Origin of the sequence: Microcystis viridis FACHB-1342, assembly GCF_014698335.1 — a bacterium.
In the GTDB taxonomy this organism is placed as follows: Bacteria; Cyanobacteriota; Cyanobacteriia; order Cyanobacteriales; family Microcystaceae; genus Microcystis; species Microcystis ichthyoblabe_A.
On record NZ_JACJSV010000014.1, the window covers coordinates 22,189 to 37,881 of the forward strand.

The 15,693-nt window shown below is 44.1% G+C and carries 13 protein-coding genes; 2 read left to right on the forward strand and 11 right to left on the reverse strand.

Annotated elements, in window-relative coordinates:
- Window positions 1-50 precede the first annotated feature (50 nt).
- From cas7d (H6G40_RS06950) to H6G40_RS06960, 3 genes are all read right to left on the reverse strand, one after another.
- Window positions 51-1,079 carry a type I-D CRISPR-associated protein Cas7/Csc2 gene (gene cas7d, locus H6G40_RS06950; RefSeq protein WP_069474925.1) on the reverse strand — a complete coding sequence of 343 codons (1,029 nt, stop codon included), beginning with the start codon at window positions 1,077-1,079 and terminating at the stop codon, window positions 51-53.
- A 31-nt stretch (window positions 1,080-1,110) separates the two neighbouring features.
- Window positions 1,111-3,870 (reverse strand): hypothetical protein, encoded by a 2,760-nt coding sequence (locus H6G40_RS06955; RefSeq protein ID WP_206755283.1) that lies wholly within the window; start codon window positions 3,868-3,870, stop codon window positions 1,111-1,113.
- A 99-nt stretch (window positions 3,871-3,969) separates the two neighbouring features.
- Window positions 3,970-4,158, reverse strand: a complete 189-nt coding sequence (locus H6G40_RS06960; RefSeq protein ID WP_069474927.1) for a hypothetical protein — start codon at window positions 4,156-4,158, stop codon at window positions 3,970-3,972.
- A 544-nt stretch (window positions 4,159-4,702) separates the two neighbouring features.
- On the opposite strand from H6G40_RS06960, the gene H6G40_RS06965 reads away from it, so the two are divergent.
- The gene (locus tag H6G40_RS06965; protein WP_069474928.1) at window positions 4,703-5,554 is read left to right on the forward strand and encodes a helix-turn-helix transcriptional regulator; all 852 of its coding nucleotides are present in this window, start codon (window positions 4,703-4,705) and stop codon (window positions 5,552-5,554) included.
- Window positions 5,555-5,659: 105 nt separating this feature from the next.
- On the opposite strand, the gene cas5d is transcribed toward H6G40_RS06965, so the two are convergent.
- The 8 genes from cas5d to cas3 form a co-directional block, all read right to left on the reverse strand.
- Window positions 5,660-6,334, reverse strand: coding sequence for a type I-D CRISPR-associated protein Cas5/Csc1 (gene cas5d, locus H6G40_RS06970; RefSeq protein ID WP_052277822.1), 675 nt, complete (start codon window positions 6,332-6,334; stop codon window positions 5,660-5,662).
- Between the two features lie 37 nt (window positions 6,335-6,371).
- Window positions 6,372-7,373, reverse strand: a complete 1,002-nt coding sequence (cas7d, locus tag H6G40_RS06975) for a type I-D CRISPR-associated protein Cas7/Csc2 (RefSeq protein WP_069474929.1) — start codon at window positions 7,371-7,373, stop codon at window positions 6,372-6,374.
- Between the two features lie 17 nt (window positions 7,374-7,390).
- Entirely contained in the window at window positions 7,391-10,852 is a 3,462-nt protein-coding gene (cas10d, locus tag H6G40_RS06980; RefSeq protein WP_190537456.1) for a type I-D CRISPR-associated protein Cas10d/Csc3, read from the reverse strand.
- Complete coding sequence (locus tag H6G40_RS06985; RefSeq protein WP_002797931.1) at window positions 10,845-10,988, reverse strand: HepT-like ribonuclease domain-containing protein; 144 nt, start codon at window positions 10,986-10,988, stop codon at window positions 10,845-10,847. The genes cas10d and H6G40_RS06985 overlap by 8 nt, the downstream gene beginning before the upstream one ends.
- Window positions 10,989-11,073: 85 nt before the next feature.
- Entirely contained in the window at window positions 11,074-11,532 is a 459-nt protein-coding gene (gene mntA, locus H6G40_RS06990) for a type VII toxin-antitoxin system MntA family adenylyltransferase antitoxin (protein ID WP_123230550.1), read from the reverse strand.
- On the reverse strand, window positions 11,525-11,647 hold the full coding sequence (locus H6G40_RS23645) for a hypothetical protein (RefSeq protein ID WP_259679038.1): 123 nt from the start codon (window positions 11,645-11,647) through the stop codon (window positions 11,525-11,527). The genes mntA (H6G40_RS06990) and H6G40_RS23645 overlap by 8 nt, the downstream gene beginning before the upstream one ends.
- A gap of 90 nt (window positions 11,648-11,737) precedes the next feature.
- The gene (gene mntA, locus H6G40_RS06995; RefSeq protein WP_072924215.1) at window positions 11,738-12,157 is read right to left on the reverse strand and encodes a type VII toxin-antitoxin system MntA family adenylyltransferase antitoxin; all 420 of its coding nucleotides are present in this window, start codon (window positions 12,155-12,157) and stop codon (window positions 11,738-11,740) included.
- Between the two features lie 169 nt (window positions 12,158-12,326).
- Window positions 12,327-14,492 carry a type I-D CRISPR-associated helicase Cas3' gene (cas3, locus tag H6G40_RS07000; protein WP_190537458.1) on the reverse strand — a complete coding sequence of 722 codons (2,166 nt, stop codon included), beginning with the start codon at window positions 14,490-14,492 and terminating at the stop codon, window positions 12,327-12,329.
- Between the two features lie 99 nt (window positions 14,493-14,591).
- Between cas3 and H6G40_RS07005 the strand changes: the two genes are divergently transcribed.
- Window positions 14,592-15,455 carry a WYL domain-containing protein gene (locus H6G40_RS07005; RefSeq protein ID WP_069474935.1) on the forward strand — a complete coding sequence of 288 codons (864 nt, stop codon included), beginning with the start codon at window positions 14,592-14,594 and terminating at the stop codon, window positions 15,453-15,455.
- Window positions 15,456-15,693 lie beyond the last annotated feature (238 nt).

Genomic DNA, 15,693 nt, shown 5'->3' on the forward strand with positions numbered 1-15,693 from the left:
TTTGAGATGAAGGGTTAGAAAAATTTTCGATCCTCTAACCCGTGAAAGATTTACAGCGAAACGGACGAAGCATCCTTTTTGCCTTTTCCTTTTTTGCCAACGTCTTCAGAACGAGGTTTACGGAAAGAAGCATAGGATTCATCGAGACGTTTTAAAAAGGTTTCCTGATCGTCCAAAGACCAATGGCGATCAACATCCAAGATCAACTCAGTTAACTCTTCCTCTGATAACCGCATAGAAATACCTCGCTTATTTGTCCACGGAGCGATCGCGGATTTGACGGCGGTAGTTAGCTCCTCGGTGTTAAAAGGATGTTCCAATAGCTTTTCAGGCGCTCCCAGCAAGTCGTAAACAGACTGCACCAATTCTAGAGAACTGGGTAATTCCGCCATTCCGCCGAAAACCCCGATAATTTCATTATCCATCCGTCCTAATCGACTTGAAACCGCGCCGTAACGGGTCGTCATAAGAATATTTCCGACCGTGTAGCGTAACTCGTCGGCCGTAACATCTTTTAGAGTGACGATATCGAGGAAATGAACCCCCGGTTTAATGTACTCGCTCGTGTTCAAAGCGGTAGAAGCGGTTCCTTTTTCATCACGCATCGTGCCATTCTCGAAAATAGCGTTGATCGTCCGCTCCCCGATTAATTCGGTACTCGATAAAACACTAAACGCGTCTTCTGTCCAAACCCGACTTTTCTGAGCGCCTTCACCCCCCGCAGCGAAACCGTACAGGAAACAATCGATACAGCATTCACAGGGCGCGTTCGTGTTTAAAGAACAAACTGTGCCGCCCTTGGGCGCGTTATACAGTAGGTTATTTGCTCTTAAAAATTCCCGTCCCCGCCGTCTTTCTGGGGCGATCTGTTTACGTTTTGTCATAACCAAACGGGGGATAATTGTCGGATCGTTGATTCCCGCTTGTACGAATTCACCACACATCGGCTCTCCAGACCCTTCGGTGCGGAAGATCGTTTCGGAGCGAGTAGTTCTTAAAACAACTAGCCCGATCGTTCTGCCTTTGGGGAAGTTCTCGTAAGCGGGCGCAAGAAAGGGGGTTAATTTTTCGATAGTCATAGAATCGTTTTCCTGAATATTCGTGGATTATTTATTGCTCGTTAGTTTCTGCGGCAGTTGGGGGTTGATTTTTCGATTCTTCCTTGATCCGTTGCCTGGCTTCCTGTAGGAAGAAAAGATATGCGGCTTCTAGTGTTTTTTTATCGGCTAGAAGTCTTTCTGGGCGGGATTGATAAACTTCCTCGAAAAGTTGTCTCAATACCTCGTAATACCGCTTGATCTGTTCGTATTTAGTTGCACCGACACCGTGTTCGCGGATGCGATCAAGTCGGTTGTGATAATTCTGCACTAACGCACCGAAAACCACATCCCAGGACAGATGGGCTTTGCGAGAACGAATCGCGTTGATAAACTCGGTAAACGGTTCCGCTTGCGAGGTTCGACGGAAAGAACTCCCCCGTAAGACCGCTTCTTCGGCAATACTAGCCGCTTCTTTAAGATAGCGACTTAATAGATCATGTTCATCCTTCATGCAACTCTCCAGTAAAATATTCAAGGGTTGAGAAATCTGGTGCCAAAAATACTCTAAATTCGGATCATCATGTTCTCGTAATAACCAACGAAGAATAACATAGTAAAGTTCGATCGGTCTTCTTAGCGATCGGGAGAGGTCGTAAAGGCAATCATCTTTCTTTTGAAGACTAGCAATTGTTATCGCTAATTTACCCAAACATCTTAATCGAGTTAAAATTTCCTCAGCGATTTCTTCGGGTCTTAAAGTTTTTGGCTTACTCTGACCGCTCCGCCGATATTGACCGTTTCCTAGTAACGGTTGCAAAGTAGAGGGAATCCCCTCAACTCTTCCATAAAAATTATTCCATGATTCCACCTCCAAATTACTACTGACTACAAAAGGAAACCCGAAATCCGTCGCAAGAGACAAATCTAAGGCCAAGTGAATTGTTTTCAATAAGGCTATTGAATTATTCGCATCACCCCATAAAATTGGGATAATTACGGTCGATTGGATAAACTCAGGACGTTTAGGAAAAGCCAAACCGACTACTTTGTTCAATTTGAACTCGATACCCAATTCATTGATCGATCGAGGTTTGTAAATTAACTGTTCGTTATCGACTTTATAGAACTTGAGTTCATCGATTGTGACCGTTCCTCCCTCGCCTATCGCCGCTTTCTCCTCTAAAAATCGTCTCCAAAAGCTCAATAGATCGGGACTAGACCCTTTCGGTAAAGCAAAATGAAGATAAAGCGGTTCTTGCTTAGTAGCGGCGGGAAAAGATGCGCCGACAGCCATTAATTTATAGGCGAGAGAAGCCATTGTATCTGCTTGTCTTTTCGGTTCCGCACTCATTCCCCCAGGGAGACGATTGGAAAAAGATTGAACTTTTGTCTCTGGGGGCATATTATTCGACATTAGTTCTTCAATCTGTTTCGATGTGCTACCGAGGGAGGAACGTTGTCGGGGATTTGCTTCGATATAAGCATCAAGCTCGTCTTTTGCCCGCCAAGTTCTCGCATTAGGGAAATTCAGCCATTGAGAAACTACCGCTATCATTTCTTCGGATACTTCCAAATCCGAGTCCTGGAGGTTTGTTGCCAAACGTAGTTGAAAAGATTCCCTTAAAGCCTCTTGAATCCCTTCCATTCCCCTCTCTGCGGATTTAGCTGCGAACAGACAACGGCCGTATTGAGAATTAAAAGGTTCGAGTGCGATCCTTTGTTCTTTCGATAGTCCGGTGCGCTCGCCAATCCTCTCCCAAGCTTCCTGCGGATTTATACCAGCCCCTCGATAACTCAGGTAAGCGGCCTTCAGACCTTCAGAAATGGCGAAATCGTCGGCAGTGGCAATCGGTAATAATCCAATCGCTTCGGCTTCTCGAACCGCTTTCTCTCCCGCCATTCCCGCGTATTTGCTAACATCTTGTTGAATTTTATCGGACTTGATGCCCGCTTTCTTTTTTTCTAACAATGCAATAACACAACCGAGGGTTTCCTCTGGATTTTGTTGGATCGCTTGAAGCTCGATTTTAATCCCGTCTTTCGTCGGATGGACAAGCTGTTCGATATTGTTACCGAACACCCGATCGATTCTATTTTGCCAAGCGATCGCTATCTCTTTCGTCAGATCTCGATCAGGGAATTTCTCACCTAAAAATAGTTGTCCGTCGGGATAGATCGCTAAAGACTGTAGGCTGTATTTCATCAACACTTCTTCGCAGGCTCCCAACAAAAGCGAGGTTAAATACCCTTTATCCTCCGATAAGCAAACACGAAATAATTGACAGGGACGGCCGAGAGCGATCGTTAATTCGTTCTCGACCTTACGAAGACGTTTTTCTTCCCCTATCCCCAAGTCGAATAGATCAGCCCCGATCAACATGGCCGCCCATTTTTTAATATTTCCATCTTCTGGAAAAAATCTCATTCCATCGCTGGCACTATGACCGGAATGACGCTCGATTAATCTTCTGACTAGCTCGTAATCCTCTTCGGTTTTCACCAGAGCCGATACACCGGCTAACTCCAACTGTTCCTCTAAAAAAGCCCGATCTCTCGCCAGTTTCTTAACACTACGTCCTGATTCATCTAATTTATTTAAATCATGGGTCACTCCGACGGCTAAAATTATCCCTCGTTTTTCTTCTGGCACTCCTGCGATACGGGTGATGGTTAAAAGAAATTGACAGACAGAATCTAAATGCTCGGCTAGGCTTGTTCCCTTTCTAACCCCATATTGGTAATGGCACGCGTGTAGCTTGTAAAGCTGGGGACGGATTTTTAGAAAATACCTTTCTTCTAAGGTTGGTTGGCACTCGTCTGTTATGAACATCATATTGTTCGCTCATCTCCCAATCGAATACAAGAGGTGATCAGTATAGGGGGAGACAATCCCCCATACGGCATGGATTCACGGAGCGGTCGCTCTAAGCTACGCTTTTAGTCGCCACTCGTAGCGCTTTCTTTCGATATGACGTTGCTCGAATTGATGACCTCGTTTTTTCAGAACGTGCATCGTTGCCGAAAAGCGATGGCTAATTTTTTCCGCTAGTTCTTGGCTAGAGTGCCAGCCTCCATCGGACATCAATCTCAGTAAACGATCGGATAAGTTATCACTCATAGGTTTTCACCTCAATATGTTGACTCTCGGACTAGCCTTGTCATAACCTATGAAGTAGTCAATCAACATAGACGGACTAGGCGTAAGGTCTGGTTCGTTTATTACTATATCACTTTAAAAGGTTAATATGGCAATAAAGAGAAAATTTACAGATCGAGAGGTTGATCAGCACCCAACTGTCCGCTAAAATGATAGTCCAGCGATAAAAGCCTCTAAGGAATTGAAAAAATATCGCAATCAAGACTGTAAATAGTCTTTTTTAAGGAATTCCCTAATAGGGATAGCTTGATAATCGCACTTTCCTCCTTTAATCAGCTTTAGGCTTGATTAAATTTTGTTTACTTTGACCGACCCATCGCAAAACATAACGGTCAACTCATCCCCGATTCGGGATTTCCTAAAACGAATAGCGGAATCGGCAATAACCCCGATCACTTCCTTATCCTTCTCAACTGTCCTTTGCTCATAGTCCTTTGTCCTCATTTATCATTACAATATAGGCATCGTAGCACAAATATTCTAAAGTTACAAGTACATTTTTCAGGTGAATCGCAAAAAAGAAACAATTACACTGTCAATTCCTCCCGGCACGAAGGAGAAGCTAGAGGCGATCGCCCGACGCTTTGACATCTTTTGGGGGAAAAGTCCTAGTCCGTCAGGTCTAATCGCCGCCATCGCCGAAGGAGAACTGGAGATCGGTGAACCTTTTACCCTCTCGGCAAAGCGGGTCGAAGCGATCAAGGAAGCGATCGACCGTCTGGTGCGATCGGGTAACATCGAACCGGCCCAGACTCTTTCTAATTTTCTTTTAGAGAGAGGAAATCTCTCCCCTCAAGAGCGTCGGGAGATTTCCGAACAGGTGAGTCAGTACGATCGCGATTGGCGGCTCACGGTGGAGCGCTATATCCATGACCGGCAAGCTTTTCGGGTAATGTACAAAAATTCTCAGGGACAGACCCTAGAATTTACCGTTCGCTCTGCCGAGATCATGTTTCGGGAAAAAGAATTCTATCTAGAGATCTGGTGTGAAGAAACGGTCGATCTGTCAGAAGAAGATCAGCGAGACTTTCCCGAACTTGTTCACAATCGCTGTCTTAAATTCTCCCGTATTCAAAGCCTGATCCCGATCGAAGAACCATGGCGAGACAGTCTCGATTTTATAGAAGTACAATTACAATTAGAAAAAGACCTCGTGAAGGCCTATGAAAGGAACACAAGGGATATCGACGACCGAGAGGTAAACGGAAAAAGGATTATAACCCGTAAAGTCTCTAGTCCTTTTTGGTTAATTCGGGAGATTTTACCCTACGGAGATCGCTGTATTGTACTTACACCAGAGCCATTACGCAACCGGATCAAACAAATTTTATTTAAATCTCGTCAACAGTACGAATAGGAGTAAGGTGTGCGATGCGACGGTAATATCGCCCTCGGGAGCGGTTAGTGAGAAAAATTCCGGTAAAGTGAGGGGTTTAGAAGAGATAAGAGTCATGGTCAATTTTCAACCGAAGCGATAGGACAATCGAGCGGGAATTTTGAGATCGGGGCGATCGCTTATTTGGTAATATTCCCCGCGCATTCTCACATTACGAATCAAACTAACGGGAGGCATATTAATCACATCGTAGCCAATCACCTGATGGGTAAACATAACATCGAGAGGATTTAAAGGATAGGGATAAATAAATAAATCCTCTTTTTGTTTTGATAGGGAAAGTTCTGTCAGTTTTACTTCCGCTTTACTCATCCATTTTCCCAAACGAATCCATTTAGGAAGTTGTAGGGGGTGATGGGAAATAATAAAACATTCAAAAACACTTTCGGGAGCGATTTCTTTTGCCCTGCCAAAACTGGGAATATTTTTCTGGGTTTTTTCCATCTCCACATGATAGTTATTATTGGCATATTTCCAAGTATTGAGAACCGCCGTATGAGCGATCGCCCGTGCGGGAGTGACATAAATTTTCTCTTCGTTAAGAGGATTTAAATGTTCTTGGTACTGTGGAATCTGTTCGGAACAGAAGTAACGATAACTATCGCTATTTACCAATCCCAAAGCATAACAGAGCGCGTAATTATGAATTACGGGTTCGCTTTCGTAGAGTCTGCCGATTTCACGGGTTGCGTAATAAAGACTATCGTGCAGTTCTAATTGACAGGAATAAATATGTACCATAATGATAGGGTGGGCGACACCCACCCGACGAAATTAGCTATTTTTTCTCGGCTTTCTTTTTCTCGATATATTGTTTAAAGTATTTTTTTGACTCCTTATTTGCTTGATCTAGAACCGATAAAATTCCTGCTTCCGTACCCGTGAGAGTTTTCACCTCAGTTAATAAAGGTTGAAAATTTTCCCCGATAAAATCGGTATGAACGATAAATTCTTCCGCCATTAATGCTTGTATTGCTTCGGTGGCTTTTTCCATAACTAAATCCTCATCTAAGGGATCGATCGATTGTAATACCTCATCGGGAAGGCGATCATATATTGCCTGTGTCCAGCGCAAATTACTAACAATTTCCCCATCAGCAAAAATAACACCGATAAGCTCATTTCTTACCCGTCCCGTCCGGGTGGTTTGTGCGCCGTAGTGACGGGTACGCAGGATATTATTAAAAACATAGAGAAAACTCGCTTCTGTCGGATCTTTTAAAGTGACAATACTAGGGAAAAACACCTGCGGACGGATGTGATCCTGCTGGCTAATCCTGCTAGTCACTTCTCCTACTTTTGTGTTATTTTCTCCCTTTGATGCCATGGTACCGTTCTCGTAGGGAGCGTTTAAAGTAAAACTTTCATGGGATTCATCAAAGGGTGTGATCGAAAAAGCCGTATCTACTACTACTTTCGATTTTTCTGAACCCGAATCACCGATGGCAAAACCATAAATAATACAGTCGGCGTTATTCATGGCAAATTTTACATTGTACTCACATTCTTCGGCAGTTACAATGTTGTATTTACGGAGTAATTCTCGTCCGACTAAACGTTCTGGAGTTGACTGTTTTCGTTTAAACATCGATAAACGACTAATCGTTTTTTTGCTATCAATTCCCGCACGAACACGAGCTTTATTTAGCTCTCCATCTGTTTGAAATAAAGGATAAGATTCTGTGACTCGAATCGTCAAAAAGTGAACGTATTTTCCCATCGGTTTGTAGGGAATCTCGCTATGAAAGAATTTAGAATTGAGGGTTTTCAGTAAAGACATGGTAGGTACTCCTTGAATTAATTATTGTTTTCAGAATCTTCATCCACAGTTTGACCCTGGACTTTTAACTCTTGATTTTCTCTGTCCTGTTCGAGACGGTAAAGAAATTCGCAGGTATCGCGAATAAGGTTTAATTGTCTGCCGGCTAGACGCGCTCGATCGCCCTTAAAAGAACCCTCGAACACATCGATCACAAAATAACGAGCAAAAGACAATATTTTCTGTCTTTCCTGTTCTCGATCGGATAGAATCCAGCGACCTTCTGCTGTAGAAGCATGAACCCGATTCATTAAGCTGGCCACTTCCGCCGCTACTACAGAAACTAGGGCTTCTCCCTGATACATTCCTCCTTTGAGAATCGTATCGGCGGCCACATCGATCGGTTTTAAAACTGCGTTCGCTTTCGGATTATATCGTTTATTAGCTCGATAGAATTGACGATACAATTCGGTTAAGTTTTTCGGGTGATTTAAGGGCGATTCTGCTGTCATATCGATAGTTAAATTGGTTCGGTTGGCTTGTACATAGGGATCGAAACAAGGATAAAAATCGTAGAGATACAGAGCGATTCGATTAGCGCTCGGTATATCGGCATCTTTGCCCCGTTTCCACTGTTTAAGGTAATGAAAAACATAGAGAGGACTGGTTTCTAAATTGATAGCGAGTTCCGTTAATTTGCCCCAATTGGGATCATAACCCGTCTTACCCTGCTTCGAGTTCACGTCCAAATGAATAGAATAGGCTGCGGTTAGGGTATTTAGAGGGGCAGGATATTTTTTTCCGTCATTATCTTGCCATGGGTTCAAGACTCGATCGAGACGGAATCGATCGCGTCGAGTTAAAGACCGGATCGCTTGGGGCGCACTGTCGAGAAATACCGTCTCTTCAAATTCCGCACCGTCGCGATAGGGAGGAATAGGAGACTCAGAAACCACCGTTTTGACATCTAAAATCATCGGGAAAGCTAATCCTAACCATGCCGGCATAACCCAGGATTCCGTATCGGTGGGATCGCGGCCCGGAGGTAGGGCCATAAAATAAAAGGTTAGGGGTTTATCTTCGGGATAGGATAGTTTAAAAGTGCGGTCTTTTTTGCCATCTTCCTCCTCGTTAATTGTTTCCTTTTTCTGCCTTAATTTTTCATCGATCAGGAAACTATCGACACTCTGATAACGGGTTCGATCGAAGTTAGCGACTAGATTCTTATCGACAAAGTGCAACTTTATCGAGCTATCAAAACGAGTTTGAGCTATGTTAGCGTAGGCTTTTTGTAAAAAACTATTGGTTTCGGGAGTAAAATAATAGGTCGGGTAAAAGTACAGATAGCGATATTTGCCGTCCTCGAAACGTTTTCCTACCGCTTGGGTTTGATTCATAAGAATCTGACGCAACATCATTTCCGTTCCCGCGATACTGGAAATGTTTCGTTTGGCGTTCGAGCCTGCCAGCATTTGTTTATTAGTATAGACTTGGGGAGTAAAAAGAACCGCCGATTCCATCTGTTCGCTGACACTATAGGGAGAATGGGAGATCGAACAGAGAAGTTGACGGCCGCGACCTTGTTTTTTAGCGGCGTTGTAGTGGTTTAATTCTTTCTGGAAGGTTTTGATCGAGTGGGCCAATTCCCGACCGGGTAACTGCACCACTTGATTAACCCACTCTCGCAAATCCTCCCAACCATCGGGTAAGTTATATCCCGCAACTATGGCGGCGATTTTTGCGGCGAGAAAAGCGATTAAATCTTCTGCAACCGGTCTAATATCCTCGATTCCGGGATGCTGTTTCAGGTATCGCGCCGCTAGATAATACCATTCGTAGGGAACCCCTCCCGTATTGCCTTTCAGTTTGAGTTCTTTTAACGATTCATTAATACGCTTGATCGCTCGAATTTGTGGCAGATAATTTTCTAGATTCCAATAATGTGCGATCTCGCTAATTAAATCTAAATCCGGCGGTGCGGGTAAGTTTTTCTGCAATTTTCGCGCCTGTTCGATTTTTTCTAGGCGATCGCCCCAGATTTTCCGCGTCACCACGTCCCCGAATTCCGCTAGGCGATCGATGCGGATATCATCTTCACAATGAAAATCGTAATCCGTCGGTAAAACGCCCTGTTGTTGAAATTTAATCAGGTTTTCGCCGCGACTTCGGGCCACGGACGCTTTATTATCACCGAGGATGCGAAGGGTGGCGTTGAGGGCAGCGCGCATTAACCCAGCATCGTCGAAAAATTGGCTGTAGTAATCTGCGTATTTCATCCCCTTGCCATCTCTGCCGAATCCCGTTTGTTTACGCTGTAATTCACCGCTACAGAGGGATTTAATCGTGTCCACCACTCGATTCGGTAAGGTTTCTAGGGACACTTCTGGCGCGTTTTTGGGGGCGATATAGACAACTCCCGTAGGCAAGTAAAGTAAAGGCTGATAGTCTAGTTCTTGATGTGCTTCCATCACCGCGTTATTAAGTACGTTCGTCAGTACCCCGCGGTTTTCGGCGATGCTGTGGTAAGTGAATTTTAGTTCCCCATAGCTGAGGCTGTATAAAAGATCTTGTAACGAGGCTTTTTCCGCATCGTGGGGGTGTTTAATAATGGATGCGAGGCGATCGGCTAGACAGGCAAGATCGCATAGACTCTCTATAACGCGATCGTTTAAACGAACATTTAACCCATCCTCAGAAGTGTTAAGGTCGGTGTCATTACGGCGTTGGGTGTTTTTGGCAATATATAGTAGATCATCGAGATATTCTAACCATCGTTCGGGATTATCTGGAAATAAGAAACGATCTAATCCCAATTCGGGAATTAGTACCTGTAGAATCTCCCGATGTTCTTCCCTAGATAATTTACGAGGGTCTTGATTTTTAAACGGATCTTGAATGAAATCTCGCTGAATTTGTATATATCTCTCTGACATGGACGGGAAGCGATCGTAAGAGAATTTCTCGAAATCATGAACAAGAAATCCTGCTATGGCCAATCTTCTTTCGAACTCTTTAATTATCCGCCGCACCGTAGTATTAAGCTTTTGTAAGCGTTTCTCGATGAGATTGGCAGGAAATAACCCATTAAGTAAATGAGTATTTAGAGATTGATCACCAGCGTTATCCCGTTTAGCTTTAGGTTTGTTTCTCAATTCACGACCGCGATCAACTGCCTCAATAAAATTTCCTCCTTTAGCTGTTGATCCGATCGCTAATCGGAGTAAATTGGGTAATACCATTTCGGCAAAATCTGCCATAACTCGATCGTCGGGGTTTTCGGCTCGAATCGCCTCCCGTAGGAGTTTTAGGGTTAGCAGTTGGCGAACAGTTTCGACTCGGCGATCGCTTACCGATTCGCTAATTCCTAAATCTTCGCCAGAAAGAGATTCTAAATCAATATCCTCGAACTCAAAATCCAGATCTTCATCGTCAATTTCTGTAGTGTTATCGAATAGATTTAACTGTCCCGTTTCCTCTAATTTTTTTTGTTTTTTAGGCATCTTTCACCTCTAGAGAGTCTAAATAGTCGGTAATTTGTTTGAGATAAAGCGGAAATTGAGATAAAGCGATCGGAATCGCCTTAAAAACAAGTTCATTATCGATCGCCTCGTATTGATGCACTAAACGATTTCGCATTCCTGATGATTTCGCCCCCCCGTAATCGATTAAGATATTTGATCATCAAACGAATTCTAACGGTGACTATCTCCCTTTCCATCGTTTAAACTCCCCATTGTTTGAGCCAAAGATCGATACTGTCTTTTTGAATCTTTCGGAATTTAGCGGTATCGGCGTACTCTTTCCAAGCGCGTACACGAAATTTTAAAAAGTCTCCCGTATTTTTTTCATAGATAAGTTTTCCATCTCGTGCGACTTGATACTTCATTAATGGAGAACAGCGATCGAGTTCAATTAGATCGATCAAATCACGGTTTATCTCAAACAATTCACTCAAGATAGAGAGAGAAGTTAAGTAATCATTACTGATTTCCTTAATATGTGTTTGTCTGTTTGCTTCATCGTATGAAATTGCCAAATCCCAATCGCTATCAGGTTTATGCTCTCTGCGCGCTCTAGAACCGAAGAGAATTAATAGTTTTAAATTCGGTAGTTTTTCCACAGTCGTAGTTATTCTATTGACTGTATTGATAATTTTCAATTCTTTCGTATTTCTAACCATTTTCTGCCTCCAAAGAATCTAGATATTGAACGATCGAGCGTTGGTAGCGGGGATAATCTCGTAAAATATTAGCGATCGAGGAATGAATGATATCAGGATCAATTTTTTCTCTCAATTAAAGTGATCGAACCGTACTCGCTAAGTTCGGCGAGGTATTGATTCATGAGGTTTAATTCGTCTATCGCAATCAGAGGTTGAATAGCATTTACACTCCTTTTTCTCGTAGAGAAATCTCTAGATTATTCCGTAATTGACGGTATAACGCTTTCGATTCTTCAGGATTCATGAGAAATTTTTCTTTAAATCCCTCGAATAGTCCCGTTTCCCGTTCGTATAGAAGTTGACCATCCCGCGCGACATAATGAGCAAGGATCGGCGAACATTCTTTTAAATCAATCACATCAATTTTGTCCTCGGGAATCTCTAAAGCTTGTTCGAGTAGTGTATAAATTTTCAATAGACTCGAAATATCCTTTTGATCACTTCTTTCCTCGTATAAAACAGCGAAATCCCAATCGCTATCAGGTTTATGCTCTCCACGCGCTCTAGAACCGAAGAGAATTAATAGTTTTAAATTCGGTAGTTTTTCGACAATAGCCGTAATTTTTTCTACTAGCCTATTCATATTTAGCTCCCATCAAAAAATTGGCAAGAATCCGATGGATATATCGATCGATGTCCCTAGCGTCTGTCTATGTCTATTATCAAACGCGGAGGAAGCAAAGAGCAACTAAATCCCAGAAAAAGTGTCCGTACACTTTGACTCCCTCATCTCTTGGTAGCCTCAAACGGCATCAACAGATCCACACCTCACCCCCTTTACCTTTGAACCGATGAGCGAGAGTATCCAACAACAAAGCCGATTGACCGATCGCTATAGAATAGGGTGACACGGGAGAATGAAGACTACTCTCGTCACTAATCGGATAAATACCGAAGTGCATCGGCAGTTGTAAGCGTTGGCGAACTGCAGCGACGGGATAGGCAAAAACGAAGCTAACCAGAGCCAGATCCCGTAACTCCCGACTAATTCGATCGAGCCAAGGATTATCTGGTTGCCAAACACCGATTCCCGTCAAAACCTGTACTTTCCACGCAGAGGCGATCTCGCCTAAATCGCCGTCGTAGGTAAAGCGCCAGTTTAACCGTTCCTCTCGATATCCCTTTAAATTCAGAAACGCAAGACAATAATCGAAACGTCTGCGCGCGATCGGTGTTTTCGTGGCCTCGATCTGGCGCTTAAACTCGCCTTTTCTCCACACCTCCACCTCTAGATTACCGAGAATACTGGGTAAATCGTAGGTTTTAAAGCGATCGCATTCCTCCGGTTCCGTCGAATCGTATAACCCGCATAGTAACGGACTTGACCCGCGAAAACTAGACGCATCCTCGAAAATCGGATTACCGCTTTTCCCCGATAACTCCTTCCATTCGTCGGCCCATCCTTTCACCCGACCGGCGACCCGTTTTAAACTGGTATCGAAAACCTCCTCGCATTCCTGTTGAAACTTCTGGCGACTTTCCCCGTATTGGGATTTGATCTTCGGACTCCCTAAATTCCACCAGAGTTGAAATGATTGTACCGCTCCCCAACGTTGGTAATAACCCTCGAAATTATTGATATGACGGTAATTACTCTTGATGGCCTCCTGTAGCTGAATTCGGTCATACCGTTCCCCGACTTGTAACGGTGCGTCTTTCTTCTCGAATAACCGTTCTAGGAAAAATTTTGGAACCAGAGCGATCGCTGTGAAGTTAGCAAATTTTACCGCTGTTCCCTTTCGATCGTAGCCGCTGTGACGGCCTAAACGGCCGAAACGTTGAATAAAATTTCCCGCATCCGACGACTCGAAAATGAGGAAATTAATCTTGAAGTCCACCCCCACATCGATGGTACTCGTTCCGATCACCAGATCACGATTTAACGATGCCAACTTCTCCCGCGTTCCCGAAAGACCCGTATTTTCCCCCACTGTTAAACCGATAGTCGCCAATAATTCTCGGAAAATCGGCAGCAGACGTTTAACCGAAGCGATCGAATTGAGAATAATCGCGCCCTTGCTGCCGGGGTATCGCTTAAAATAGTCTAAAATTCGCTCTTTATTTTCCTTCAACCAATTTTCCGAAGTTTGAAAACTCGACGGTAAGGGAATAAAAGATAGCTCGATTTCCGAGGTTACTTGTCGCCATCCCTGTTGAGCGAGGGAATTGGCCTCTTCTGGGGTATCGGGAAACCGGTATTTTCCTTCTCTTACCGGGTCGATCGATCGATAGCGAAACCCCGCTTTATCCAATCGTTTTAGTAAACCCTCGTCGGGAGTTGCGGACAAAAACAGGTATCGTTTCCCACGATTGGCCCGTCGGATTAGAAGCATGGTATTGATAATACTGGCGACCTGTGGCGTGCCGAAAACGTGAAATTCATCGAATAGGAAGAGATCGAAATGTTTATCGATCCGGTTCCATAGCTGATCGGGGTTATCGTAGGGAGTTAAATAGGCCCCCCGATGCAGATAATGGAAAATATCGGGGTTAGTTAAGAGAATTTCCGACTGTTTCGATCGAGTCTCTAGAGCGATCGCTTTCGTTTTCCCATCCCGTTCGGCGTACAATTCCAACTCGGGCCCGGTTAAAAGATTGACCCGGGGTTGATCCGTTGGTTGAAATCGTTGAATATATGCCTCGATCTGACCCCGCTGATCCCGCGCTAGTTCGTTGGTTGGGTAGAGTCCCATAATCGGGAAATATCCTTGCAAAGTTCGCAGGTAGGCCGCTAGACTTTTCCCGTCCCCCGTCATGGCCGTATTGAAAATCACATCGATATCGGGATCGTTGAGTGCTTTCCACGTCTCCACCTGATGCCACGATAACCGCCATCCTTGCGGAACCTTGATCCCGTCCGGGATCTCGTCTGCGGGACAGGAATAGACTGGCCTGAGCGTTACTTGATAATTTACCATGAATTTCTGTCCGTAACTCCTTGCTATCTTCCATAATAACCACGATAATAGGGATGGACAAGTACCTTAACAGAAAAAGTGTCCGTATATTTATAAACTATGAGCCGGATAGGACAATCAATCACTTTATCGGTCAGTGAAAAAGAAAAACAGGCCCTAGAAATCCTTGCCAGTGAATTCGGGCTATTTTGGGGAGATAAACCGAATATATCGAAGTTAATCAAAGAAATTGCCCGTAATAAACTTAAAATCGCCCCTAATCACGACTGGAAGCCCGATCGCTTGCAGATGCTCCAACAGGCGATCGATTTTCTCATCGATGCTGGACAAATCCCCATCGCCCTAGAACTAACTAAACTACTATTAGAACGGAGCGAACTGTCAGACCCCTTACGCAAAGAACTAGAACGCCACCTCGATAATCCTCCCCCACCATGGCGACTGGAACTCGATCGCTCCATTCTCCGACAACAACCGTTTCAGTTATCCTATCAGGATGCCGGCGATCGAATCTGGGAATTCCATCTTTACCATGCCGCTATCAATCGTCACGAGGATCGCTTATATCTCGATTGTTGGTGCGAGGAAACCGAGGGAAATCAAGATATTTCCGAACTACACCATAATTGGAGTTTAAGGATCGATCGAATCCCCAACGATTCCTTAATTACCCCGATCCCTAGGGGCAAATGGCGCAATCAGCTTGATAGTGTGTCGGCCGAGTTTCACCTGTTCGATGGATTAGCTCGATCGTACCGGACTAAAACCGCTATCGATATCGCCGACGAATTGATCTCGAACGATCCCCCCATCCGGCAGATCACCCGACAGATAACGAGTAGCTTCTGGTTTTTCCGCGAGATTCTCCCCTACGGGGAAGATTGCTTGTTGATCTCCCCAGAAAAAGTCCGCAAGCGTTTTTATGACAAGGTGCAGCGGCTTTATCGACGCTACGAGTCCTGAAAAGATTTTCGTCCCTGCTGAATCAAGATACGATACTAAATGCTGTTTAAAATATAAGAAAGTGGGCGTTGTCAGATCAGAATAGGAAAGATGCCATGCAATCCTTGCTATCAAAGTCATTTCAGTTCCGGTGCTGATTCGGAGCATCTTTCAATTTGACAACGCCATTTTTTCTGACCAATCAGATTCACCCTGTAATTGCAGAGACTGAGCAGTTTCCAGAAACGTTTTAGGTGGT

What these genes read in the sequence shown, in the direction of transcription:
- cas7d (WP_069474925.1), bottom strand. Translation starts at nt 1,079, where the DNA reads ATGACTATCGAAAAATTAACCCCCTTTCTTGCGCCCGCTTACGAGAAC.
- H6G40_RS06955 (WP_206755283.1), bottom strand. Translation starts at nt 3,870, where the DNA reads ATGTTCATAACAGACGAGTGCCAACCAACCTTAGAAGAAAGGTATTTT.
- H6G40_RS06960 (WP_069474927.1), bottom strand. Translation starts at nt 4,158, where the DNA reads ATGAGTGATAACTTATCCGATCGTTTACTGAGATTGATGTCCGATGGA.
- cas5d (WP_052277822.1), bottom strand. Translation starts at nt 6,334, where the DNA reads ATGGTACATATTTATTCCTGTCAATTAGAACTGCACGATAGTCTTTAT.
- cas7d (WP_069474929.1), bottom strand. Translation starts at nt 7,373, where the DNA reads ATGTCTTTACTGAAAACCCTCAATTCTAAATTCTTTCATAGCGAGATT.
- cas10d (WP_190537456.1), bottom strand. Translation starts at nt 10,852, where the DNA reads ATGCCTAAAAAACAAAAAAAATTAGAGGAAACGGGACAGTTAAATCTA.
- H6G40_RS06985 (WP_002797931.1), bottom strand. Translation starts at nt 10,988, where the DNA reads ATGCGAAATCGTTTAGTGCATCAATACGAGGCGATCGATAATGAACTT.
- mntA (WP_123230550.1), bottom strand. Translation starts at nt 11,532, where the DNA reads ATGGTTAGAAATACGAAAGAATTGAAAATTATCAATACAGTCAATAGA.
- mntA (WP_072924215.1), bottom strand. Translation starts at nt 12,157, where the DNA reads ATGAATAGGCTAGTAGAAAAAATTACGGCTATTGTCGAAAAACTACCG.
- cas3 (WP_190537458.1), bottom strand. Translation starts at nt 14,492, where the DNA reads ATGGTAAATTATCAAGTAACGCTCAGGCCAGTCTATTCCTGTCCCGCA.
- H6G40_RS07005 (WP_069474935.1), top strand. Translation starts at nt 14,592, where the DNA reads ATGAGCCGGATAGGACAATCAATCACTTTATCGGTCAGTGAAAAAGAA.